The sequence below is a fragment of the Actinomyces sp. S6-Spd3 genome, from assembly GCF_000758755.1.
Classification (GTDB): domain Bacteria; phylum Actinomycetota; class Actinomycetes; order Actinomycetales; family Actinomycetaceae; genus Pauljensenia.
This window is the reverse complement of sequence record NZ_JRMV01000276.1, coordinates 47983-70389: the sequence shown is the minus strand read 5'-3', so window position 1 is coordinate 70389 and position 22407 is coordinate 47983. Positions and strand designations below refer to the sequence as shown.

The following is a 22407-nucleotide window of genomic DNA, read 5'->3' as shown; positions in this document are numbered from 1 at the left end:
TTAGAATTCACCTTCTTCTGCGCTCGCTGCAATCACCAGCGGACGGTGTGCCGAGGCAGCTAGGGCGCGCAAAACTGCGCTTGCCTTGTGAACGGTTTCTTCGGCCTCGCGAGCAGGGACGGAATCTGCAACAACACCGGCGCCGGCCTGCACGATCGCGTGTCCGTCTTTGACGAAAGCCGAACGGATGACGATGCAGGTATCGAGTTCGCCGTCGCCGCGAAGATACCCGACTGCCCCGCCGTAAGAACCTCGCCTCAGTCCTTCGTAGGTGCGAATAAGCTCAGCAGCGCGAAGCTTGGGGGCACCGGTTAGTGTTCCCATGGTCATGGACGCGCGGAAAGCATCCAGGGGATGAAGATCCTCGGCCAAGGTGCCGCTTACTTCGGAAACCAAATGCATGACGCGCGAGTAACGATCCACGCGCAGAAGCTGTTCGACTCTGCGGGTGCCGCGCTTGGAAACTCGGGCAACGTCATTTCGTGCGAGATCGACCAACATGACGTGCTCTGCGACTTCTTTTGCGTCCGAACGAAGCTCAAGCTCCAGTCGGATATCGAGTTCATGATCGATGCTGCCATCGGGAGCAAAACCACGAGGACGCGTGCCTGCGATTGGACGAATTGCGACGGTGTGGGTCTTTGCCGAATGCAGGAGCGAGGACTCGGGGGAAGCTCCGAAAAGTTCGAAGTCTTCAGTCCCGATGTAGAACATGTAGGGACTGGGGTTCTCATCGCGCAAGAAACGATAGCTGGTCAGCGCATCGGCGCATTCAGCGATGAAACCGCGCGAGGGAACAACCTGATAGATATCGCCTGCGGCAATGTGCTCTTGCATGACGGTGACGAGCTCGGCGAAGTCACTATCGGAGATCGTCGGGCGGGCAATGAGGGGCTGTGCGCCTTCTTGTTTCTCAATTTCCGAGGCCGTGGATTCCATCGCGCTTTCGGGTGCGGCGTCGATCGCCTCGGCAAGCGCGTTCATGCGCTGCTCAAGGGAAATGGGATCGAGGGAAGCGCCAACTAACTGGGCGCTTTGAGAGGGGTGATCAACCACCAAAATGATGCGCGCTAAGTAAAAGAGATAGTCAGGGCAGGAGTTGAAACCGAGGGCGACCTCGGGCAAGGACTCATAGGTTGCCAGGTAATCAAAGGCGACAGCCCCGGCGACCAAAGGAAGGTGCGGATGATCGATGGGAGTGTCGGTCAGGATACGCAAGGGTTCCATGGTTGCGCGCTGCTTGAGGCGGGTCTCCTCATCGGCCTCGTCTTCACGAAGAGAAGGCAAGGTCAACAAAGCGTCGGTCTCGGTGCGTTCGAGAAGCGCGTGGGGGAGAGCCTCGCATACGCTTTGGATTGCAGCGGGGCCGTCGACAGGATGCGTCGATGTCACGCGGACCTGATCGCCATCGCATTGGATAGACGCGCTGGCTTCAAGTAGAGCAATCGTTGTCAAGTGCTGCTTGGAGGCGATGTCAGCACTGTCGAGTAAGACAACCTTCGTCGGGTGCCCCGAGGCTGCGCGAGGAAGCAAGCCCTGGTTGCATAGATCAGCAAGAAGCTTGCCGCCGTCGCTGTGATAGCGCACCTCACGTGTGATCACGTGTGGCGTGTCCGCGTGTGTCATTTCCGTCCTTATCTTTTGCCCCCGGTGGGCCCACAAGACAAAGAAAAAGGCCCGCCGCATGGGCGAGCCTGATGAGTTTTAAGGTACATCAACGGAGGCCCACCCTTAGGAGAGCCACCACCACATCTGGTTTGCTGAAGTACCGAACATGTTTTTCATACTAGCGTCACAACCCGCATATGCGCGAAAGATGTCACCCAATGAGACTTAGCGAGTAAGACTCAGATGCGCTTAACTGCTGCAAGCAGTCCATCGCCGACGGGAAGCATTGCCGGAACAAACTGCTCTGAAGAAGCAAGAACCTTTGCCAGCTCTCGCATCATGACGGTCTGTTCATCGCGCTGGGCAGGATCCGCAACCTGGTCGTGCCACAGAGCATGAATGATCACAATGAGTCCGCCGGGGCGTAGGACCCGAAGTGCATGATCGAGGTAGTCCGGAATTTCATCTGCAGGAGCATCGATCACCATCATGTCGTAGCCGCGTGCGGCCATGCGGGGAAGAACATCCAAAGCCCGACCCGCGATGAGGCGGGTGCGTTGGGAGGGAATGCCCGCTGCTGTGAATGCGCGACGTGCGTACTTGTGGAACTCGACCTCGTGGTCGATCGTGGTCAAGACACCGTCGGCCGACATTCCCTGGAGGAGCCACAGGCCAGATACTCCCGCTCCGGTTCCGATTTCGAGGACGGCTTTTGCTCCGCAGGTTGCGGCAAGGAGACGAAGGGTAGCGCCGACTCCGGTTGAAACGGGCTCAGCACCTAAATCGGTGGCAGTCTCGCGAGCTTGGGCAAGGATGTCGTTTTCCTCGACAAACTCTTCTGCAAATACCCAGCTCAGAGCCTTATCTGATGCCATTATGTCCTCCGCGGTAGTAAACCTTTGCTTCAAGGTTACGCAAAAACCCCGCCACTGGGGCGACTACGCGCCCAATGACGGGGTTTTATTCGTTGAATTAGATGGTCTTATTCAGGGGAGCAACACCCAGGGGACGCCCTGCGAGGCCTCGCGAGGCGTGAGAGAGCGTGCGGGCAAGTTCCTGAAGAACTTGAGCGGCCTCTCCTTCGTGCACGGAAACAGGATCTCCTGCGTCTCCGCCTTCGCGCAGGGCAATATCCAAAGGAACTTGGGCGAGGAGTGGAACATCGTAGCCAAGCTGAGCGCTCAGGCGATCTGAGACAGATTGCCCGCCGCCGCTGCCGAAAATCTCAAGCTTCGAGCCATCCTCCTGAGGCAGGTAGGACATGTTCTCGATGACGCCGATGACCTTCTGGTTGGTCTGCGACGCGATCGAACCTGCACGCTCAGCAACTTCGGCTGCAGCAACCTGCGGGGTCGTAACGACAAGAATCTCAGCATTGGGGAGGAGCTGAGAAATTGAGATTGCAACGTCTCCGGTCCCGGGAGGCATATCGATGAGGAGAAAGTCCAGATCTCCCCAGAACACATCTGCCAAGAACTGCTGAAGTGCACGGTGGAGCATCGGGCCGCGCCAAATCACGGGCTGACCGTCGGGAACGAACATGCCAATGGAGACGACTTTGACGCCTTGGGCGCCAAGCGGGGGAATGATCATTCCGTCGATCACCTGAGGATCGTGGGCGACACCCAGCATGCGGGGAATCGAGAAGCCGTAAATGTCCGCGTCCATGACGCCGACTTTCAGGCCCGAACGTGCCAGTGCGGCTGCAAGATTTGCCGTCATTGAAGATTTACCGACACCGCCCTTACCGGAGGTCACAGCAATGACACGTGTCAGGGAATCGGGGCGTGCGAAGAGAATTTCGCGCTCGGGGCGCCCGCCGTTGAGCTTTTCGCGCAGGGCCTTCTTCTGCTCGTCATTCATGACATCCATAGTCACCTTGACATCGGTGACGCCATCGAGTGCGCGAAGGACCTTGTGAACGTCCTCGGAAATTGTGTTTCGCAGCGGACATCCTGCAGTCGTCAGGAGGATCGTTACCGAGACGGTAGAGCCATCGATCACAACCTCATCAACCATATTGAGATCGGTGATCGGGCGACGAATTTCCGGATCGATAACGGCCGACAGGGCATCAAGAACGTTCTGCGAAGTCAAAGTCATGGTGTCAATCCTATGACCCTAGCCGCTCTTGTGCGCAGCGGTTTAGCTCTCAGTGGTGCGAGGCGTTGAAAGATCTGCGGGATTGTCGTTGTCGATCGACTCTGCTTTTTCATCGCGAGCATCGAGTTCCTCGCGAAGGTCAGCCATCATGTCGCGCAGTTCCGATCGCACAAAGTCGCGGGTCGCCACGTCTTGAAGAGCAATACGCAAAGCTGCAATTTCGCGGGTCAAATACTCGGTGTCAGCGAGATTGCGTTCAGCGCGCTGACGATCTTGTTCTGCTTGCACGCGGTCGCGGTCATCTTGACGATTCTGTGCAAGAAGGATCAGAGGTGCCGAATATGAAGCCTGGGTTGAGAAGGCCAAATTCAGCAAAATGAAAGGATAGGCATCCCAAGCGTACTGCTCAGAAACCCTGTACAGTATGACGTTCGCAGCAATCCATGTCACGACGAAGATCGTCATGTACAAAATGAATTTGGGCGAGCCCATGAAGCGAGCGGTTGCCTCGGCGAACTGGCCGAAACCATCACCGGAGGAACGGCGACGAAAAAGCTTAAACTTCCGCTCGCTCGGGGTATCAAGACGATCAGCCATCAATACTCCTTGCCATTACTCGGTCGGTGACATCGTCATCCCAGTCGCGCCAGTCGCGGGGGAGAAGCTCATCCAAGACGTCGTCAACAGACACGGCGCCCAAGAGGTGCCCATCTTCGTCAACAACGGGAAGAACGGTCAGATTGTACGTTGCGAGCAGACGTGTCACGGTCGCAACGTGCGCATTCGGAGAGAGCTTGTCCAAATCCGTATCCATGATGGTTCCCAAGAGAGTATTGGGAGGTTCGCGAAGAGCGCGTTGGAAATGGACAGCACCAAGATATTGCCCGGTCGGGGTCTCTAAGGGAGGGCGCGCAATGAAGGTTGCTGCAGCCAAAGAAACAGGGAGGTCAGATCGCCGAATCGAGGCCAGCATTTGAGCCACGGTCGCGTCGGGTCCGAGAATCACCGGTTCGGTTGTCATCAGCGACCCCGCCGTTGATTCCTTGTACGCCATCAATCGGCGAACGTCCGCGGCCTCATCCGGTTCCATCAAGGACAGAAGGGATTGAGCTGTTTCAACGGGGAGCTCGGCGACAAGGTCGGCTGCGTCGTCAGGCTGCATGACGTCCAAAACATCGGCGGCTCGACTTGCTTCCAACTGGGACAGGATCGACACTCGGTCGTCATCGCCCAGTTCCTCAAGGACGTCGGCCAGACGCGAGTCGGGGAGCTCGGCGGCGACTGCCAGCTGGCGATCAGCGGGAAGATCATGGATGAAGTCCGCAAGGTCCGCGGGCTTCATGTCTTCGGTCTGCTGAATAAGCGCTGTTGCGGCCTGGTTTGAGTCAGTCTTGAGGAGTGAAGAAACTTCATCCACTCCCACCGTCATGGTGGTTCCGCCGCGCTTAAAGCCCAAAGCGGTCGTACGGATACGTTGGACGTGGAGGGTCGAGATAATCCAGTCACGAGGCCGGCGCTGCTGCATTGCGACATCAAGGATCTTGACAGCGCCACTTCCGTCGTTCATGGTCACTTCGCGGTCGAAGAGCTCTGTAATCACCAGGGTTTCGACGGGGCGCTGGGTGAAGGAACGAATATTGAGCAAGCCGGTGGTGATCACTGAGCCAGCTTCGATTGCAGTGACTCGCGTAAAGGGAAGGAATACGCGCTTTCGGGGACCGACCTCGACAACGAAGCCAATGACATTCGCGGTTGAGTGCAATCGGAAAGTCACCACGACGTCATGAATGACTCCCACTTTTTCGCCCAGGGGGTCAAAGACGCTCGTTCCGGCAAGTTTGCCGATAAAGATACGACGTCCTGCTGTTCCGACGTTTAAAGGTGCACTGCTCACTTGGCCAGTTTATCCCCACAGCGAACTTCTTACCCGCCCATCCATCTTGAGTTCTCGCTACGATGTCAGAACAAGGAAAGGGAAAACATGAGCGTACCTGTCAATGGAGTTGTGCGGAGAAACGGTGGCGGACGGCTGCCCGATGGCACGGAGGTTGCCTCCTACGGCTCCTATGAAGAAGCCCTTGCTGCGCTTGAGGTTCTTGCCAGCAACGATTTCGAAGTCGAACAGGTCAGCGTCGTTGGAACCGACTTGTATTCGGTAGAACGAATCATGGGACGCGTCACCTGGGCGCGTGCAGTCTCCTCTGCAGTGATGAACGGTGCACTCTGGGGCGCAATGATCGGCATCGTGCTCTCAATCAACCAGGGAAACACCATGGTGTGGGTGGGCGCGTGCATGCTTGCAGGTGCTTTCATGACCGCGTGCTTGAGTACTTCCCTTTTCTTCATGCGCAGGCGCCGACGCGATTTTTACTCTCAATCCCAAGTGGTTGCTGGGCGTTACGCAGTGATCATTGCCAAAGCTGCGGGTGTGGATCGCATTCGTGAGGCCTTTGAACTATTGCAAAAGACTCAGGGCAATCAGATGCGTCCGCGTCGGGCGCGCACGCCCCGCGAAAGCAGCGGCCCCACGGAATATGGATCGCGCCCAGATGAACAGCCGCGCTTTGGAGTGCGTCTTTCTCAAGCAGCGGATACTCCGCAAGAGCAGGCACAGCCCACGGCCTCGTCAGACCACAGCAAAGCAGAGGGTGCTCCCTCAGATTCCTCTGAAGAAGCACCCCGGCCGGATTCTCAGGACTGAAAGCTAGGCGCGCTGCTGCGCCTGGCGAATCCACTCCTCAACATCGGCAATCTTTCGAGGAATATCCTCTGACATTCGCGTGACGCTACCATCGGCGTTGACCAGAACATCGTCTTCAATGCGCACGCCGATTCCACGGAATTCCTCGGGGATGGCCATGTCATCGCCACGGAAGTACAGGCCGGGCTCAATCGTGAAGCACATTCCCGGCTGCAAGAACGCATCCTGGTACATTTCGCGGCGCGCCTGAGCGCAGTCGTGAACGTCCAATCCCAGGTGGTGGCTGGTGCCGTGGGGCATCCAGCGACGGTGCTGTTGGCCTTCGGGGGAGAGTGATTCTTCGGCGCTCACAGGCAGAAGTCCCCACTCCTCAAGGCGTCCGGCAATGACCTTCATTGCGGCATCGTGAACATCGCGGAAGCGCGTTCCCGGCTGGTTCGCGCGTTCGAGTGCGGCCTCGCAGGCATCCAGAACCGCCTGATAGACCTTCGCCTGAGTGGGGGAGAAGCTTCCATTGACGGGGAGCGTGCGGGTGATATCTGCGGTGTAAAGAGAATCGACCTCGACGCCAGCATCGACCAGAACCAAGTCGCCTTCGTTCACCGGGCCGTCGTTATCGATCCAGTGGAGTGTATTCGCGTGGTTTCCCGAGGCCGCAATGGTGTCGTAGCCCAGACCGTTGCCTTCTTCGCGTGCGACCGCCCCGAAAGCGCCTTCGATCACGCGCTCGCCACGATGGTGTCCCACGGCGCGGGGGAGGGCCCGCAAGATGTCCTCAAAACCGGCCTTCGTGATCTCGATTGCGCGACGAAGTTCAGAGATTTCAAACTCATCCTTGCACAGACGAATCTCGGAGAGGCGTTCCTCAAGCGCATCATCGCTTTCAGTGGCATCTCCACCGAAGGGGAGGCCTGCCTGGAGGCGCACTTCGTTGACCATCGCCTCGACGGCCTCGTCAACGTTGCGGACCACGCGAAGACGAACGCTTCCCGCGTCCTTAGCCAGTGCATCACGCAGAGTGTCGATGTGCTCGCAGCGCAGCCCGGTTTCTGTTGCGACTTCCTCGAGCGAGGGGCGTGCGCCCACCCAGAACTCGCCGTAGCGCGAATCAGAGTAGAACTCCTGCGAGGAACGCGAGGTTCGGGGCTTAAAGAAAAGCACGGCCTCGTGGCCACCGGAGGGGAGAGGCTCCAAAACGATTACGGAATCAGGTTCGCGTTCTTGGCCCAGACCCGACAGGTGCGCGAAAGCAGAGTACGCGCGGAAACGGTAGGTGCAGTCGTTCGAGCGGACCTTGTAGGTGCCTGCGGGGATGACGAGGCGTTCGCCGGGGAAAGGCTCGCCCGCTGCTACGGCGCGCGCGGGAAGATAATCGGCGACGGGTGCTCGCGTGATCCCTGCTTCGGGACGGGGACCCCAGTTTGAGCCCATGAACTCGCGGAAAGCATCCGATGATGGGCGGCGCGAACGGTTGTTCACGCGCTCGGCCAAGGTGTCGGCCGATTCTTGGTTAGAAGTGGTATCACTCGTATTCATGGTGCCATGGTCTCACTTTCACAGCGGGGCATGCTAGGGGGACCGTATCCTAAAAGCATGAGCAGGATCGATCTTCACACGCATAGTGCGTATTCGGATGGAACCGATACCCCGGAAGAACTGATGCACAAGGCCCGCGAGGCGGGTTTGGACGTTGTCGGTCTGACCGATCACGATACCTACGCGGGGTGGGACGAGGCTGCCGCTTGCGTTGAGTCCACCGGGGTTGCGTTGGTTCGCGGTGTCGAATTGTCGTGTGCGCGCGAGGGAATCACCGTCCACCTCTTGGGTTACCTTCCCGATCCGACGAACGAGGCCTTGCTTTCCGTCCAGCGCCGCGCCACGGAGTCACGCCTGACGCGCGCGCAAAGAATGGTCGAGAGAATTTCGAAAGACTATCCAATCACCTGGGAGCAGGTTCAGGCTTTGGCACCCGATGGGGGACCGGTTGGGCGTCCGCACATTGCTGATGCCCTTGTTGCGATCGGTGCTTTCCCTGATCGCAGTGCGGTTTTTGTTAAGGCTTTGCATCCCTCAAGCCCCTATTTTGTTATGCATTGGGCGCCCGATCCTATTGACGCGGTTGAGCTGGTGCGTGCTGCGGGGGGCGTTCCGGTTTTGGCTCATCCTCGCGCCCGTGCACGTCAGCGGCTCTTGCCTGAAGAAGTCATTGACATGATGAAAGAAGCGGGTCTGTTCGGTATTGAACGTGATCACCGAGATCACGGGGATGAGGACCGTGCGGATGTCGATAGAATTGCCCGTCGTTTGAAGCTGGAAGTCTTTGGTTCATCTGACTACCATGGGCGAGGCAAACCGAATCGGCTTGGAGAAAACCTTACGGATCAGTCGGTTCTGAACAAACTCGAAGAGGAAGCGTTTTTAGAGGTCTTGCGCCCATGAATATTGGCTCTGTTGTGGACGTTACGGTACTACTGACGACTTTTGCGACCCTGATTGTCATTTTGGACCCGATGGGCTTGATGCCCGTGTTCTTGGCATTGACGTCAAAGTTCTCGCCTAAAGCGCAGCGTAAGGCAGCCGTCCAGGCATCCCTGGTGTCTTTCGGCGTGATTTTGGCTTTTGCTTTCTTGGGGCAGCAGATTCTTCGAGCGCTGCAGATCTCGATGGAGTCCTTAAAGCTCTCCGGAGGTGTGCTCCTCTTCTTGGTCGCAATGGAACTGTTGACCTCGAGCGATATGGACCAGCCGGATACGGGCGATGATGCTGTGAACGTGGCTCTTGTTCCCCTGGGTATTCCTCTGCTTGCCGGCCCCGGTGCGATTGTCGCCGTCATGGTGTCGATGGCCCAGGCGCATACGACGGGATCCATTGTTGCGGTGGTTCTGGCAGTGGTTGCGACCCACGTCGTCATCTGGGCATCGATGCGCTTCTCGCTTGAGCTTTCTCGTCTTCTGGGAACAGGCGGAATCCTCTTGCTCACTAAGATCTCCGGTGTGCTTCTTGCCGCAATTGCAACCGAACTGGTCATGGGTGGAGTTTTCGACTTCATTAAGAATGCTGGGATTGTCAAGTAGGGTCGGTTGACAAACAGCAGAGGACTTTAATCTCGCTACCACGCGAAAGCCTGCAGTAGGCTTGACTCAGTGCTACCGGTAGTACTGAGTCAATCGCAAGGAGAGATTTTATGAGCCGGTCCCTAGAGGAACAGCTAAAGTCGCAGGTTCGAGCGGTCTCTGGACGCCCTGAACGCGTCTCAACCGAGATGGAAGCATGGCAGGGACTATCTGCAGCGATCATCGATCGCATCGCTGATCGCTGGCATGCAACAGAGCGCACCTACGCAGTGGGGCGCATGGAACACTACTTTTCAGCAGAATTCCTGATGGGCCGGGCGCTCCTAAACAATCTTTCCAACCTTGGAATGGTTGACGAGGCCCGCGAGGCCTTGGCGGCACTGGGCAAGGACCTGTCCGTGGTCTTGGAAGAAGAGCCCGATGCGGCGCTGGGTAACGGTGGCCTTGGTCGACTGGCTGCGTGCTTCCTGGACTCGTGTGCAACCTTGGACCTGCCGGTTGCTGGTTACGGTATTTTGTACCGTTACGGTCTGTTCAAGCAGCTTTTCGATAATGGCTTCCAGACTGAGCATCCCGACCCTTGGATGGAAGAGGGCTACCCCTTCGTCATTCGCCGTGAGGAAGAACAGCGCATCGTTCGCTACGCGGATCTGACTGTCCGCGCCATTCCTTATGACATGCCGATTACCGGCTATGGCACGAAGAACGTCAATACGCTGCGCCTGTGGAAGGCCGAGCCCATGGAGGACTTCGACTACGACGCCTTCAACTCTCAGCGCTTCACCGATGCGATCGTTGATCGCGAGCGCACTATGGATATTTCCCGTGTGCTGTACCCCAACGATACGACCTTCGAAGGTAAGGTCCTGCGCGTGCGCCAGCAGTACTTCTTCTGCTCGGCCTCTCTGCAGGCAATCGTTGATAACTACGTTGCTGAACATGGCGATGACCTGCGCGGCTTTGCACAGTTCAATGCCGTTCAGCTCAATGACACGCACCCGGTTCTGGCCATCCCCGAGCTCATGCGCATCCTGATGGATGAGCACGGCCTCGGATGGGAAGAAGCATGGGAAGTTGTCTCCCATACTTTCGCGTACACGAACCACACGGTCTTGGCTGAAGCTCTGGAGACTTGGGACATCCACATCTTCGATCGTCTCTTCCCCCGTATTTCTGAAATCGTTCGCGAGATCGATCGTCGTTTCCGTCTGGACATGTCCGAGCGTGGCGTTGATGGCGCGACCATCGACTACATGGCTCCCGTCTCGGGCAACACTGTCCGCATGGCGTGGATTGCCTGCTACGCCTCGTACTCGATCAACGGCGTGGCTGCACTGCACACTGAAATTATCAAGCGTGAGACGCTCAAAGAGTGGTACGCGATTTGGCCCGAGCGCTTTAATAACAAGACCAATGGCGTGACTCCACGTCGTTGGCTCAAGCAGTGCAACCCGCGCCTGGCGGCCCTCCTTGACGAGGTGACCGGATCGGATCGCTGGGTGACCGATCTTGATGAGCTTGCGAAGTTTACTGATGCTGGAAACGCTGATCTGTATGCGCGTTTGTCTCAGATCAAGCATGCGAACAAGGTTGATTTTGCCGCGTGGGTGAAGGCTCGCGAGGGTGTCGAAATTGATCCCGATGCAATCTTTGATGTTCAGATCAAGCGTCTGCACGAATACAAGCGTCAGCTGCTTAATGCCTTCTATGTGCTGGATTTGTACTTCCGTATCAAGGACAATCCTGCTCTGGATGTTCCTAAGCGCGTGTTCGTTTTCGGTGCGAAGGCTGCCCCCGGCTACATTCGCGCGAAGGCGATTATCAAGCTGATTAACACCATTGCTGACCTGGTCAATAACGATCCGGACATCAATGGCCGTATCAAGGTTGTCTTCGTCCACAACTACAATGTCTCGCCCGCCGAGCACATCATTCCTGCTGCGGATGTTTCCGAGCAGATCTCGATGGCCGGTAAGGAAGCCTCGGGCACGTCCAACATGAAGTTCATGATGAACGGCGCGCTGACCTTGGGAACCTTGGACGGTGCGAACGTTGAAATTCTCGAGGCCGTGGGAGAAGAGAACGCATACATTTTCGGTGCAACCGATGATGAGCTTCCCGAGCTTCGTCGCCACTACGATCCTCGCTGGCACTACGAGAACGTGCCTGGCTTGAAGCGCGTGATCGATGCTTTGACCGATGGAACCTTGAATGATTCCAACTCCGGTTGGTTCCATGATCTGCGTTGGTCGCTTCTGGAATCGGGATATGAGCCTGCTGACGTCTACTACGTCTTGGGCGACTTCGCTTCCTACCGTGAAACAAAGGACCGTATGGCACAGGATTACCGTGACCAAGAGGCTTGGGCACGCAAGGCTTGGGTCAATATCACGCGTTCCGGTCGTTTCTCTTCTGACCGCACGATCAGTGATTACGCTCGCGAGGTTTGGCACATCAGCGCCGAGCCGATTGCGTGAATGTGGCATAGGCGGCCTGTTAGAGGCTGAATGCGTGGCTTAATGCCGTAACACCCCGTTGGGATTTTCCCAACGGGGTGTTTGTTGTCCTCCGTTTCCGACCAAACTGTATTACTGTGTTGACACAGTTTCGATAGTGTGGCACTGTATTAGTGTATTAATACAGATAGACAGGAGGGATACATCGATGCGCATCGATGACACCCGTCCAATCTGGATCCAATTAGCTGATTCGTTCCGCGGTCGTATTACCGACGGTACGTGGAAACCAGGCGAAAAGATCCCCTCCGTGCGTGATCTCGCGATCGAGGCAGGCACCAATCCCAATACCGTTCAGCGAGCCCTGAGTGCACTTGACGAAGAAGGGCTGACGGTCCCGAAGCGGACCGCAGGACGCTTTGTCGCAACCGATGAGTGCGCTCTGCATGCTCTGCGGAAGAACGACGCGCATCTCGCGGCAGATGCCTACATTCGCGCGTGCCGTTCACTGGGAATCGATCTGGAAGGTGCCCGGGCTCTGATCGATCAACGTTGGGATGTCACGGAGAAGTAGCCAAGGAGGCATACTCATGACCACACAAACTGAGCGGTCAAGGTGTGCGGGGCACGGCCTCGTCCACGTGGACCACCTCACGAAGCATTACCGGAAAACGCCGGCACTACGGGACTACTCGCTGTCACTGGATGCCGGGCACATCGTCGGTCTTATGGGTCCCAACGGATGTGGGAAAACGACATTGCTGAAAATCCTTGCAGGCGTATTGAATGATTACCAAGGACAGGTGAGTATCGACGGGCATAAACCCGGAATCGGTACAAAATCTATTGTTTCGTACTTGCCTTCGGCAGCATTCCTTAACGGCGAATGGACCGTGGAGCGTGCGATTAACATCTACTCGCGTTTCTTTGCTGATTTTGAACCGGAAAGAGCGCGAACCATGGTTGATTTCTTTAAACTCCCCGAGAATCGGCCGCTTAGTGAGATGAGCAAAGGAATGGGAGAAAAGCTCCAGATCAGCCTGATCATGGCACGCAAAGCGAAGGTCTTCTTGTTGGATGAGCCCATCAGCGGTGTTGACCCTGCGACGCGCGACATCATCCTCGAAGGCATCCTGCGTGAGTTTAATCCCGAGTCGCTGCTCATTATGTCAACCCACCTGATTTCGGATATCGAGCATTTCGTCGACTATGCGCTCTTTATGAAAGAGGGACAGGTTCTTCTTCACGGAGATGCGGATGATCTGCGTGCAACGCGAGGGGACTCTTTAGATGCGATTTTCAGGAAGGAATACCGCTGATGTTCGGGAAAATGCTGTCTTACGAAATCGGTAGTCGCATGCGCGCTGATCTTCGCGAAATGGGGACTGTGCTTGCGATCCTTCTTGTGACGGTCGGTGTCGTTGCAAGTGGAGTCCCGGGACTGAGCGGGACGATGACTATGTTTGGCTACCTGATGTGCGTAGCGATTCCTGTGGGTATAGCGATCAGTGGAATGAGTGACTACTGGAAGACTCTGTATGGACAACAGGGGTACTTCACCATGACTCTGCCCGTGTCGGGTGCCGTGATCTACTGGGCAAAGGTCAGTCGAATGATCATTGAATTCCTCGTCGCACTTGCCTTAGCCATCGGCGGAGGCATTGCAGTTGCGTGGGCGGCGGCATGGAGTCAGGGCATCACTCTCGCCGACTACACTGCTGGTCCGCGTTCGCTATTTGCGACTTTTTCGACTCTGGTGCTTGTGGTTTTGTTTATTACCTGGATCGTTTCGTGTATTGCGCTGATTCTTCAGGTCTGTGCGGTCATGACTCTTGCGGCCGAAGGGCGTTTCAACCACATGGGCTTCGGTGCGGTGGCTATCGGATTAGTCCTGCTCTACATCGTTGACCAGGTTTTGAGCGGAGTTGGAACGTTCTTCATGCCCTTCTCAATGACACCCGACGGCCATTTCAGTACCGAGGTCATGTGGACGTCATATCGCGCGACTTTAAGCACCGATGGCTACCCCAATGTTTGGGGAATGGGCGCCTGCATTTTGGTCCCTCTCTTTGCACTATTACTTGCAGTGTGGGCATCGCGCTCAATTGAAAGGCACACGTCTTTGCGATGAGCTAATCGCGCGCTCTGTATCCTTGAAAGCAGACTGCGCGCAATTGTTGGAGGCTGCGATGGTATTCACGACTGTTATCTCGTCTTTTGTTCAGCTCTCACTTGCACTTGTTATTCCGGTTGCATGGTGGGCTGTGACAACGCGCAGGCGTGTTGAGTTCGCAACGTGGATTGGCCTCGTCGTGCCCGAGTGGAAAGCAGCGCGCCAGCGTCTTGTGCTTGCGCTCATGGTATGGGCCGCTGTCGCCGTGCTTTCAGTCGCGCTTCTTTCCTCGGCTGCTGGCGGGACAGCCTCCTCACGCTTCGCAGGTAGCGGGATCTATGGAGCGATAGCGGTCCTCTTCTACGCCTTCATTCAGACCGGCCTATCGGAAGAGATCCTCTTTCGAGGGTTCCTTGGAAAGAAGCTGAGCGAAAAGTTCGGATTCAGAGTTGGAAACACAGTGCAGGCCGTGGTCTTCGGTCTTGTACATGTGGTTCTGCTTTCCTCAGCGTTCACCCTGTTCCCACTTATTGGCGTGGGAGTGCTGACTGCGGTCAGTGGCTGGATTATGGGTTGGGTGAACGAAGAGGCGGCAGGCGGTTCCATTCTTCCCAGTTGGATGATGCATTCCCTTGCCAACCTCCTCGTTGGTTGGGGAGCGGTCTTCGGGTTTCTTGCCTAAGGGATAATTCTGTGAATATCGCTGAGCTTTTCCGCGGGCGACTGGGTACCGTTAAACCTCGATGACACTCCTTCTATCGCCGCGAGGCGCAGGCGAAATATTCAAAGGAAGCCGAATGATCGTTGACATGAATACGGGTCAGCCGAACTTCTCCGCGACTCCTCAAAACCCTGATTTGCTCAGATGGGTTGGGATTCAAGTCGCAGTTGTCGTGCTTGCCTGGCTCATTGGCATGATCGTTCGCCGTTTCCTGGCCTCGCGAATGACAATGTCCACCGCCTCCGCAACCTTGACCGGCATGCTTGGCGTGTGGGCTGGACTGCTCTTTGCCGGCTGGATCTTCTCAAGCTCTGATATGTGGCGCCCGGCCATGATTGCCGTGGCGGCTGTGGTTTCCCTCCTTGTCGTCACTGTCTGCGCTCTCATCATCGCCTATCTGCACCCGCGTCCCGGCCTCGATCCGATCGCTGAGGTTGCCGCGCGAGGCGAATCCGATACGCGCGAATTCAAGTCCAGCGCACGCTGGAATATGCGTACCCAGCAGCGGGATGATGCGATGGAGACCGTCATTGCCAAGACTGTTGCTGCCTTCATGAATTCCGGTGGCGGAACGCTCCTTATCGGTGTTGATGATGACGGAAAACTCATCGGTTTAGGCCCGGACTATGCGACATTGAAGAGTCCTGATGCTGATCGTTTTGAACTGTGGATTCGCGATCTGTGGGGGCAACGCCTCGGAACTAATGCGGCTGCGCTGCCAAGCATCGACTTTGCTCCGGCCACGGATCCCCAAGAAGGCTACGAGGCTCAAGAAGTCTGCCGCGTGACCGTTCCTCCCAGTCCGAGGCCTGTGTACCTCCTCGGCCCGAAGGGGAAGGGTGCGCCGGAGCTGTGGGTTCGCGTGGGTAACTCAACGCGGCGCCTCGAGGTTTCCGACGCGGTTGAGTACATTACCCACCGTTGGCCTTCCAGCGTGCGCACGACCTTGTGGGGGCGTATTCGCATGTTCTTCTTCACTAGGGGAGGGCGCCGTGAACGTCCCGCCGCTCTTCCGCGTTTCGTTCAGCGGGTGTTGACGGATTCGGAGGAGTAAGACCCCTCAAAGGGCAGCTTTAATAAAAACGTATAAACTATGTTTTATTAGAAGCTGTTGCTCAGGCGTTAATGACACTCGCCGAGGCCCGACGAGAGGAAACTCATGATCGAACCCAATTCTGACCTGCCCGAATTTGACCTCCGCGATGTTTCCGCCGAAAAGGCGCAGGAGCCTGCTCAGAACTCCGGTGGATGCGGTTGCGGTTGCGATCATGGTGCTCAGCTTCCGCGCTTGGATGCGCGTCCCTTCCCGCCTCGCTTGCGTCACCCCGCAATCCTGGGTGCCGTTTCTTCTCTGAATGTTGGCGAGGCCATGGAGCTGGTTGCGCCTCACGTGCCAACGCCCCTGCTCAACCAGATCGACATGATGCTAGAAGGCGAGTTTGCCTACGAGCTGCTTGCCGTTAGCGATGAAGGAGCGATTGTTAAAATCTCCCGCGTTGGCTGAGCAGAATATATAAACTGTTCGCCCCGATGGCGCGCCTAGGTTCAAGACCGCGGGATTACGCAGAGAGGTGTCGGGGGAGAGGGATCCTTCAAGACGCTATTCTTGAAGAATAACGTTCACTTGGAGGCCAGTATGCGCAAAACTCTCCCCAATGACATCAAAGAGATCCTTGCAAGCGGGGACGTCGAGGCCGTGGCTGAGGCAGTGAAAAACTGCGAGATTGGCGCATACCTGCGGAGTGAATACGGAAAGCCCAAGCTCTTGCACCTCCTCTGTTCGCAAGAGATTGTCGAGTTCTTGGTCGCTCGAGGCGAGGACATCAACTGTCGCAATGAACGCGGACAAACCCCCATTCACTGCCGCGTTAAGAACCGTCGACCCGATCTGATCCCGGGTCTGATTGCTCTTGGCGGCGATATCAATGCCCGAGATAACGCGGACCAAACTCCGTTGTTCGGCGCTGTCGAACGCCTAGACGCGCCCGAGGTGGAACAGATGATCCAATGGGGTGCTGACCCCACTCTTGATGCGCATTCAAAAATCTATGGGGACTACACACTGACGAAGTACGCGCTCAGTTGGTACAACTTCTTTGATTCCCCCAGAATCCTGCGTGTTTTCAACGTCTTGCGTGCCCACGGCGCACACCCAAGCGGCGAGGAATACAAAGCTCTTCAAGCCATGGATAAAGATCGCTGCTCGATCATCGCCCACAACCCTGAAGAGGCCAGCAAGCCCCGCTTCCAAGAAGCCGCGGAAGCCTTGCGGCAGCTGTGCGAAATGTTCGGCGTCGCTCAGCAAGTTGCGCGTCCCGCCCCTAGCGTTGGAGAAAAGCTTGAGCTCGACTCCTCGAAGAGCTGGAAGAAGCTTTCCAACGAACTTTGGGACTTGCTCGTTCCGCTTGATAATCAGGCCGAGACACTCCAAGGTGAAGCCATCAGGATCACGGGTAAGGTCGCCTACGAGGTCTACGATAACGGCGGCATTAACTGGGAACCGACTTTTAACGCGATCCTCAAGCAATTCCTCGAGATCATTTCCTCTCAGGTCCCCCTCAGCGCAGACGAGCTTGCGCGTGCCACGAAAGCAGTGGGGGATCTTCGCGGTGGAAAATCAACCGAGGCCAGCGATGTCCTGAGGGAAGCCGCTGTTCACTGGGTGCTTGCCAATCCTGTCTTACGCGAAAACACCCTGCCTTTCCTCGGCCGGTAAACGCGCGCCTTACTCCTCGCTGCCCTTACGACGGCGCACCCGCTTACGCGGAGCGGGCGAGTGCTCACCACGACCACGGCCCTTCGTACCGCGGTCGGAGCGCCCCTGCTTTCCAGGATTCATCGTCTGATCGCCATCCTTACGGCCGCGGCGCCTACTTCGGCTACCCTCGCCAGAGCGGGAGGACGTGCGAGCACCTGAGCGGCCTCGGCCTCGTCCACGGCGGGAAGGAGCGCCCAAATCCTCAAGCTTTTCGGCGCCAAGTCCCTCGCGCGTACGCTTCGCACGAGGCAGACGCCCGGTAACGTCCTCGGGAATATCCAAGTCCGTGTACAGGTGCGGCGAGGTGTGGTAGGTCTCCAGAGGTTCGGGAACTCCCAAGCCCAGCGCCTTCGAAATCAATGACCAGCGCGGGACATCGTCCCAATCCACGAAGGTTACGGCTGTGCCAGAATTCCCCGCGCGACCGGTGCGACCAATGCGGTGGATGTAGACCTTCTCGTCCTCGGGGCACTGGTAGTTGATGACGTGGGTGACATCGTCAACGTCGATGCCACGCGCGGCAACATCGGTTGCAACCAAAACATCGACCTTGCCATTACGGAAAGCACGCAGAGCCTGCTCACGCGCGCCCTGGCCCAAGTCGCCGTGGAGGGCCGCAACGGCAAAACCGCGCTCGCTGAGCTCGTCGGCAACGCGCGCGGCCGCACGCTTAGTACGACAGAAAATCACAGCGCGACCGCGGCCTCGTGCCTGCAAGATACGAGCAACAATCTCGGTCTTGTTCATGGCGTGAGCGCGATAGATGACCTGCTGGACCGTGTTGACGGTCTGTCCCTGATCGTCAGGATCTTGCGCGCGGATGTGGGTCGGCTGGGTCATGAACTTGCGAGCCAGCGTGATCACCGGACCGGGCATGGTTGCCGAGAAAAGCATCATGTGACGGTCCGCGGGAATACGCGAAAGCAAAGTTTCCACGTCCGGGAGGAAGCCCAGGTCAAGCATCTCGTCGGCCTCGTCAAGGACAACGTTTTCCACGCCGTTCAGGTGCAGCACACCTTGACGGAGCAAATCGATCAAACGCCCGGGGGTACCGACGACGATATCCGCTCCTCGCTTGAGTGCCTCAATCTGGGGTTCAAATGCGACGCCACCGTAGATGTCAACGATGCGCGTCGACAGGTGCGAGGCTGCCGCTCGGAGATCTTCGGCCACCTGCTTGGTGAGCTCGCGGGTCGGCAAAATGATGAGTGCCTGCGGCATATTTGGGTTGAGAAGGTCCTCGTAGCCCTCTTCATCCGGGGCGATGACGTCTTCCAAGACGGGGATGCCAAATCCCAGAGTCTTACCGGTACCGGTCTTGGCCTGACCGATGATGTCGTGGCGATCCAGTGCAACGGGAAGAGTCAGGGCCTGGATCGGGAAGGGGTGGGTGATGCCGCGTTCTTCAAGCGCATCAACAATGGGGTCACTGACCCCGAAATCAGCGAAAGACTTCGCTTCGAAAGTTTCATTTCCCGAGTTCGTAATATCGGGGGTGGTCTCTTCTTCAGTGGAAGGGGCAGCAATCGCGCCAAGACGAACAACGCCGGCGGAGTACTCAGAAGGTGAAGTCACAATCAACCTGTCCTGGGGAAAAACCCCGTTGAGAATTGCAGCCGATCGCGGTCTTCTTGTGGGCACTTGCCCGGGAAACTTTTCTCGCGTGCGATCGGTCAGCACTGTCTTTTTCATTGTACGAGGTTGACAAGGTTTGTCCGAAGAGGAACCCGTCACGTTTGCGTGATGTAGTGTTATGCCATGGAACGCACCTATGAACCTGTGGCGGACAGCGACGCGGAAGTCGTCGGTCTGATCGCGTATTCGATTTTGGCTGCAATGACTCGCCTGGCAAAGGATAGTGACCAGGCTCCGACCTTCGAAGCGAAGGTGGAACACGCACGTATGGCGACGCGTGTTTTCGAGACTTTTACTCAGGTTGAGACGTGGTGTACTCACCGTGGAATGGATTTGTCTACGTATGCGCGAGCCTACGACGGGCTCTATGACGACCTCGATGCCCGCACGCGCCCGAAGACATGGCATGAGCGCTCCATTAAAACCTATGTGACCTTGGGTGTCCTTGGCGGTTTCCTGCGCGAGATCGCTTCGCGAAAGAATCTTTTCCCCGGAGCGAATTGGGATCTTGAACAGGGGGAGTGGGTGCGCGAGAACCTTGCCCCCATTTTCGAGGCCGACGAGCAGCTTGCGGCGAGGCTGTCCTTGTGGGCGCGCCGAGTTGCCGGAGAAGTTTTGGGTTTGGTGCGTTCGACGATGTTTATGCACCCGGACCTATCGCTGTCACCCGAAGACTCAGACACCATTGCTGAAGTGCTGAGCAGTGAACATGCTGAGCGAATGAAGGAAATCCACCTGCGCGCCTAGGGCAACAGGTGGACTTGTGAAGGAATAAACGCGCGGCTTCTCAGTGAATGGCGAAGCCGACGCGGTGGCTCTGCTGCGCCGTGACGCGCACGAAGGAAATTGCCTGCGCGGGGATGAGTGTTTTCTCTCCCTTAGTGTCGGTCAGGAGTAGCGGCGTTTGAGCGCGGAGGGCTTCACTTACTTGAGCGAAGAGTTCGTCTTCACTGAGGTTTACCTCTAGGTCGAGCTCGCGCGGACTTGCATTGATACCGATCGTAATGTTCACTGCGACTCCCAGCTGTCGTGGATCGAATGGTCTTCTGTGTCCTCATAGTACGTGCAGGCGGGGGAGAGGGCCTGCTATTTCTGCAAGAGCGTAATTGTGGGGTCGGTCGAAGCGTTGTCGCGGTTTAGTATCTAAGTGGTTAGTATGTGGGGTTGTGTTGAAAATAGTGCGAGAAGCGGCAGCTATCGGTTTGTATTGACGAGTTGTTTTGTGTTCTGGCGGTAAAGCTTAAAGTTGAATCTACTCGAAAGGTGAACGATGTCTTTTCCTCCTTATCCGCAGGAAATGCCCGTTGAGGGGGTTTATTCGACTGTTCCTCCTCAAGGACAATTTGGAGTAGCACCTGTAGTTAAACCCTTATCTCCCCTTGCTATCACCGCACTCGTGTTGGGAATTATTTCTCTTCTCCTGTTCTGGGTTCCGGCTCTTAAATATCTGATTTTAATTCTGGCTCTGGTCGCTACTATCTTGGCGATCGTTGCCGTTGCTCAAACGCTCCCGAATAAGGCTCATCGCGGCTCCAGTATGGCAATTGCTTCACTGGTGATTTCGACTCTCACTATTGCTGCTGTTTTGGGAGGCCAAGCTATGTATTCGAAGGCTAATGGTGAGGCCGCTGGGACATCTTCTGTATCGCCGCAAGCTTCCAAAGCTGGTGCGACCTCGGATGTTGTTCAGCTGGAGAACGGTAAGGTCACGATTGAGGTGAAGAAGGTCGAGGAGTCGGTAGATGACAGTGACGGTGAACCAACGGTTGCTGTGACCTTAAAGATCACAAATAACGACACAAGCAGTTTGAATCCTTTTGCATACTATATTGAGGTATCCCAAAACAAGGCTGAGCTCGATAGTGCGGTTTATTCCGATGATCTAAAGCCTGAAGGATACGAGCCTTTTGCTGACTTGGAAGAGGTCCCAGCTGGTAAAAGTGTGACCCTTGTGGAAGGGTATGTTCTTCGCGATGCAACCGCTCCAGTTACCCTGATGATTGACAGCACTATCTCTTCAACGAAGGCATTCAAAAAGGATTATTCACTTCAGTAAAGGGTAAGCCCTCACTTTGAGTATGACTGCCAGAATGTGCCCCCGAAGCTTCCGCTTCGGGGGTCTTCTGTGTCCTCATAGTACGTGTAGCCAGGGGAGCGGGCCTGCTATTTCTGCAAGAGCGTAATTGTGGGGGCAATTGCGCGTTGCCGCGGTTTACTGTCCAGGTGGTTGAATTGTGGTGTTGTGCTGGAAATCGTGTGAGAGACGGCTGTTATCAGGTCGCTTTGATGTGTTATCTTGTGTTTTGTCAGGAAAATTCAAAGTTGAATCTACTCGAAAGGTGAGCGATGTCGCTTCCTTCTTCTCCGCAGGAAATGCCCGTTGATGGGGCTTTTGCTCCTGGGATGTCGTCGGAATTACCTACTGCCAAACCGTTTTACAAGAAATGGTGGTTCATCGCGCTCGCTGTGTTTCTTGGTCTTGCGGTAATTGGTGGCCTTTCACAGCCCAATGCAAGCCAGTCCACGACGGCGTCTGCAACATCTTCGTCTTCGGCGTCACCTTCGGCTGATCCCATTGAGCTGCCAGACCTTGTTGGAATGCGGGGAGACCAAGCGGAAGCTTCTCTTCAAGGTCTTGGTGTCACACGAATTTCATTTAAGGATGAAGCCGGAAAGAAAGCCGTCATTAAGGTGAGCAACTGGACAGTGACGTCCCAGACCCCTGCGGCGGGAACAAAGCTGCCTGCTGACGCGACGATCACCCTCTTTGTGCATCATGACACTGAAACACCTGCGGCTGCTCAGCAGACTTCTACTCCAGAAGCAGCCGCTTCAAATGCCTCCAGTGACAAGGATGTCCCGCGCGAGCACCGTAAGGCTTTGAAGACTGCTGAAACCTATGCGACACAACTTCACATGTCAAAGCGTGGTATTTATGACCAACTCGTTAGCCAAGCGGAGAATTTCTCTCCGGACGCTGCTCAATACGCAATTGACAACGTCCAAGCTGACTGGAATGCGAATGCTTTGGCGAAGGCCAAGGAGTACGAGCGGCTCATGAATATGTCGGATGAAGCAATTCGAAATCAACTGACGAGCGAATACGGCGAACAGTTCACTGCTGAGGAAGCTGACTACGCAGTATCGCATCTTGGCGATTGAAATGCGGTAGAGAGTAATTGCATGTGCCCCCGAAGCTTCCGCTTCGGGGGCACATTTTTCTCAATTTCGACGTGAA

22 protein-coding genes are annotated in these 22407 nt (G+C 56.3%); 14 read left to right on the top strand and 8 right to left on the bottom strand.

Annotation, left to right across the window (positions count from 1 at the left end):
* From HMPREF1627_RS05515 to HMPREF1627_RS05495, 5 genes are all read right to left on the bottom strand, one after another.
* Complete coding sequence (locus HMPREF1627_RS05515; RefSeq protein ID WP_034501794.1) at nt 1-1626, bottom strand: anthranilate synthase component 1; 1626 nt, start codon at nt 1624-1626, stop codon at nt 1-3.
* A 221-nt stretch (nt 1627-1847) separates the two neighbouring features.
* On the bottom strand, nt 1848-2483 hold the full coding sequence (locus HMPREF1627_RS05510) for an O-methyltransferase (RefSeq protein ID WP_034501792.1): 636 nt from the start codon (nt 2481-2483) through the stop codon (nt 1848-1850).
* Nucleotides 2484-2580: 97 nt separating this feature from the next.
* Nucleotides 2581-3711 (bottom strand): Mrp/NBP35 family ATP-binding protein, encoded by a 1131-nt coding sequence (locus HMPREF1627_RS05505; protein WP_034501790.1) that lies wholly within the window; start codon nt 3709-3711, stop codon nt 2581-2583.
* 42 nt (nt 3712-3753) lie between these two features.
* Entirely contained in the window at nt 3754-4308 is a 555-nt protein-coding gene (locus HMPREF1627_RS05500; RefSeq protein ID WP_034501789.1) for a DUF1003 domain-containing protein, read from the bottom strand.
* On the bottom strand, nt 4301-5605 hold the full coding sequence (locus HMPREF1627_RS05495; protein ID WP_034501787.1) for a magnesium transporter MgtE N-terminal domain-containing protein: 1305 nt from the start codon (nt 5603-5605) through the stop codon (nt 4301-4303). Before HMPREF1627_RS05495 ends, HMPREF1627_RS05500 begins: the two co-directional genes overlap by 8 nt.
* A gap of 87 nt (nt 5606-5692) precedes the next feature.
* Between HMPREF1627_RS05495 and HMPREF1627_RS05490 the strand changes: the two genes are divergently transcribed.
* Nucleotides 5693-6412, top strand: a complete 720-nt coding sequence (locus HMPREF1627_RS05490; protein WP_081940768.1) for a general stress protein — start codon at nt 5693-5695, stop codon at nt 6410-6412.
* Between the two features lie 3 nt (nt 6413-6415).
* On the opposite strand, the gene HMPREF1627_RS05485 is transcribed toward HMPREF1627_RS05490, so the two are convergent.
* Nucleotides 6416-7948, bottom strand: coding sequence for an aminopeptidase P family protein (locus tag HMPREF1627_RS05485; protein WP_034501784.1), 1533 nt, complete (start codon nt 7946-7948; stop codon nt 6416-6418).
* A gap of 57 nt (nt 7949-8005) precedes the next feature.
* Here HMPREF1627_RS05485 and HMPREF1627_RS05480 point away from each other — a divergent pair, with 57 nt between their 5' ends.
* The 10 genes from HMPREF1627_RS05480 (at nt 8006) to HMPREF1627_RS05435 (ending at nt 17492) form a co-directional block, all read left to right on the top strand.
* Nucleotides 8006-8851, top strand: a complete 846-nt coding sequence (locus HMPREF1627_RS05480; protein ID WP_034501782.1) for a PHP domain-containing protein — start codon at nt 8006-8008, stop codon at nt 8849-8851.
* The gene (locus HMPREF1627_RS05475; RefSeq protein WP_034501780.1) at nt 8848-9486 is read left to right on the top strand and encodes a MarC family protein; all 639 of its coding nucleotides are present in this window, start codon (nt 8848-8850) and stop codon (nt 9484-9486) included. Before HMPREF1627_RS05480 ends, HMPREF1627_RS05475 begins: the two co-directional genes overlap by 4 nt.
* Nucleotides 9487-9596: 110 nt before the next feature.
* A complete protein-coding gene (locus HMPREF1627_RS05470) occupies nt 9597-11963 on the top strand; it encodes a glycogen/starch/alpha-glucan phosphorylase (RefSeq protein ID WP_034501777.1) in 2367 nt (788 codons plus the stop codon).
* A gap of 187 nt (nt 11964-12150) precedes the next feature.
* Nucleotides 12151-12516, top strand: coding sequence for a GntR family transcriptional regulator (locus HMPREF1627_RS05465; protein ID WP_034501775.1), 366 nt, complete (start codon nt 12151-12153; stop codon nt 12514-12516).
* A gap of 16 nt (nt 12517-12532) precedes the next feature.
* Entirely contained in the window at nt 12533-13261 is a 729-nt protein-coding gene (locus HMPREF1627_RS05460) for an ABC transporter ATP-binding protein (protein WP_034501773.1), read from the top strand.
* Entirely contained in the window at nt 13261-14073 is an 813-nt protein-coding gene (locus HMPREF1627_RS05455) for a hypothetical protein (RefSeq protein ID WP_034501771.1), read from the top strand. The genes HMPREF1627_RS05460 and HMPREF1627_RS05455 overlap by 1 nt, the downstream gene beginning before the upstream one ends.
* Nucleotides 14074-14131: 58 nt before the next feature.
* On the top strand, nt 14132-14737 hold the full coding sequence (locus HMPREF1627_RS05450; protein ID WP_034501769.1) for a CPBP family intramembrane glutamic endopeptidase: 606 nt from the start codon (nt 14132-14134) through the stop codon (nt 14735-14737).
* A gap of 127 nt (nt 14738-14864) precedes the next feature.
* Nucleotides 14865-15830, top strand: coding sequence for a helix-turn-helix domain-containing protein (locus tag HMPREF1627_RS05445; protein WP_034501989.1), 966 nt, complete (start codon nt 14865-14867; stop codon nt 15828-15830).
* 105 nt (nt 15831-15935) lie between these two features.
* Nucleotides 15936-16280 (top strand): DUF2249 domain-containing protein, encoded by a 345-nt coding sequence (locus HMPREF1627_RS05440; RefSeq protein ID WP_107066759.1) that lies wholly within the window; start codon nt 15936-15938, stop codon nt 16278-16280.
* 132 nt (nt 16281-16412) lie between these two features.
* Nucleotides 16413-17492: an ankyrin repeat domain-containing protein gene (locus HMPREF1627_RS05435; RefSeq protein WP_034501767.1), complete on the top strand. Its 1080-nt coding sequence runs from the start codon at nt 16413-16415 to the stop codon at nt 17490-17492.
* A 9-nt stretch (nt 17493-17501) separates the two neighbouring features.
* Here the strand turns inward: HMPREF1627_RS05435 and HMPREF1627_RS05430 are convergent, their stop codons facing one another.
* Nucleotides 17502-19109, bottom strand: coding sequence for a DEAD/DEAH box helicase (locus tag HMPREF1627_RS05430; RefSeq protein ID WP_034501765.1), 1608 nt, complete (start codon nt 19107-19109; stop codon nt 17502-17504).
* Nucleotides 19110-19292: 183 nt separating this feature from the next.
* On the opposite strand from HMPREF1627_RS05430, the gene HMPREF1627_RS05425 reads away from it, so the two are divergent.
* Nucleotides 19293-19916, top strand: a complete 624-nt coding sequence (locus HMPREF1627_RS05425; protein WP_034501763.1) for a ferritin-like fold-containing protein — start codon at nt 19293-19295, stop codon at nt 19914-19916.
* Between the two features lie 40 nt (nt 19917-19956).
* Here the strand turns inward: HMPREF1627_RS05425 and HMPREF1627_RS05420 are convergent, their stop codons facing one another.
* Nucleotides 19957-20181: a DUF3107 domain-containing protein gene (locus HMPREF1627_RS05420; RefSeq protein ID WP_034501760.1), complete on the bottom strand. Its 225-nt coding sequence runs from the start codon at nt 20179-20181 to the stop codon at nt 19957-19959.
* Between the two features lie 258 nt (nt 20182-20439).
* Between HMPREF1627_RS05420 and HMPREF1627_RS05415 the strand changes: the two genes are divergently transcribed.
* Nucleotides 20440-21225, top strand: coding sequence for a DUF5067 domain-containing protein (locus HMPREF1627_RS05415; RefSeq protein WP_034501757.1), 786 nt, complete (start codon nt 20440-20442; stop codon nt 21223-21225).
* A gap of 290 nt (nt 21226-21515) precedes the next feature.
* Entirely contained in the window at nt 21516-22331 is an 816-nt protein-coding gene (locus HMPREF1627_RS10565) for an Ltp family lipoprotein (protein ID WP_052040857.1), read from the top strand.
* Nucleotides 22332-22407: the final 76 nt, after the last annotated feature.

What these genes read in the sequence shown, in the direction of transcription:
- HMPREF1627_RS05515 (WP_034501794.1), bottom strand. Translation starts at nt 1,626, where the DNA reads ATGACACACGCGGACACGCCACACGTGATCACACGTGAGGTGCGCTAT.
- HMPREF1627_RS05510 (WP_034501792.1), bottom strand. Translation starts at nt 2,483, where the DNA reads ATGGCATCAGATAAGGCTCTGAGCTGGGTATTTGCAGAAGAGTTTGTC.
- HMPREF1627_RS05505 (WP_034501790.1), bottom strand. Translation starts at nt 3,711, where the DNA reads ATGACTTTGACTTCGCAGAACGTTCTTGATGCCCTGTCGGCCGTTATC.
- HMPREF1627_RS05500 (WP_034501789.1), bottom strand. Translation starts at nt 4,308, where the DNA reads ATGGCTGATCGTCTTGATACCCCGAGCGAGCGGAAGTTTAAGCTTTTT.
- HMPREF1627_RS05490 (WP_081940768.1), top strand. Translation starts at nt 5,693, where the DNA reads ATGAGCGTACCTGTCAATGGAGTTGTGCGGAGAAACGGTGGCGGACGG.
- HMPREF1627_RS05485 (WP_034501784.1), bottom strand. Translation starts at nt 7,948, where the DNA reads ATGAATACGAGTGATACCACTTCTAACCAAGAATCGGCCGACACCTTG.
- HMPREF1627_RS05480 (WP_034501782.1), top strand. Translation starts at nt 8,006, where the DNA reads ATGAGCAGGATCGATCTTCACACGCATAGTGCGTATTCGGATGGAACC.
- HMPREF1627_RS05475 (WP_034501780.1), top strand. Translation starts at nt 8,848, where the DNA reads ATGAATATTGGCTCTGTTGTGGACGTTACGGTACTACTGACGACTTTT.
- HMPREF1627_RS05470 (WP_034501777.1), top strand. Translation starts at nt 9,597, where the DNA reads ATGAGCCGGTCCCTAGAGGAACAGCTAAAGTCGCAGGTTCGAGCGGTC.
- HMPREF1627_RS05465 (WP_034501775.1), top strand. Translation starts at nt 12,151, where the DNA reads ATGCGCATCGATGACACCCGTCCAATCTGGATCCAATTAGCTGATTCG.
- HMPREF1627_RS05460 (WP_034501773.1), top strand. Translation starts at nt 12,533, where the DNA reads ATGACCACACAAACTGAGCGGTCAAGGTGTGCGGGGCACGGCCTCGTC.
- HMPREF1627_RS05455 (WP_034501771.1), top strand. Translation starts at nt 13,261, where the DNA reads ATGTTCGGGAAAATGCTGTCTTACGAAATCGGTAGTCGCATGCGCGCT.
- HMPREF1627_RS05450 (WP_034501769.1), top strand. Translation starts at nt 14,132, where the DNA reads ATGGTATTCACGACTGTTATCTCGTCTTTTGTTCAGCTCTCACTTGCA.
- HMPREF1627_RS05445 (WP_034501989.1), top strand. Translation starts at nt 14,865, where the DNA reads ATGAATACGGGTCAGCCGAACTTCTCCGCGACTCCTCAAAACCCTGAT.
- HMPREF1627_RS05440 (WP_107066759.1), top strand. Translation starts at nt 15,936, where the DNA reads ATGATCGAACCCAATTCTGACCTGCCCGAATTTGACCTCCGCGATGTT.
- HMPREF1627_RS05435 (WP_034501767.1), top strand. Translation starts at nt 16,413, where the DNA reads ATGCGCAAAACTCTCCCCAATGACATCAAAGAGATCCTTGCAAGCGGG.
- HMPREF1627_RS05425 (WP_034501763.1), top strand. Translation starts at nt 19,293, where the DNA reads ATGGAACGCACCTATGAACCTGTGGCGGACAGCGACGCGGAAGTCGTC.
- HMPREF1627_RS05415 (WP_034501757.1), top strand. Translation starts at nt 20,440, where the DNA reads ATGTCTTTTCCTCCTTATCCGCAGGAAATGCCCGTTGAGGGGGTTTAT.
- HMPREF1627_RS10565 (WP_052040857.1), top strand. Translation starts at nt 21,516, where the DNA reads ATGTCGCTTCCTTCTTCTCCGCAGGAAATGCCCGTTGATGGGGCTTTT.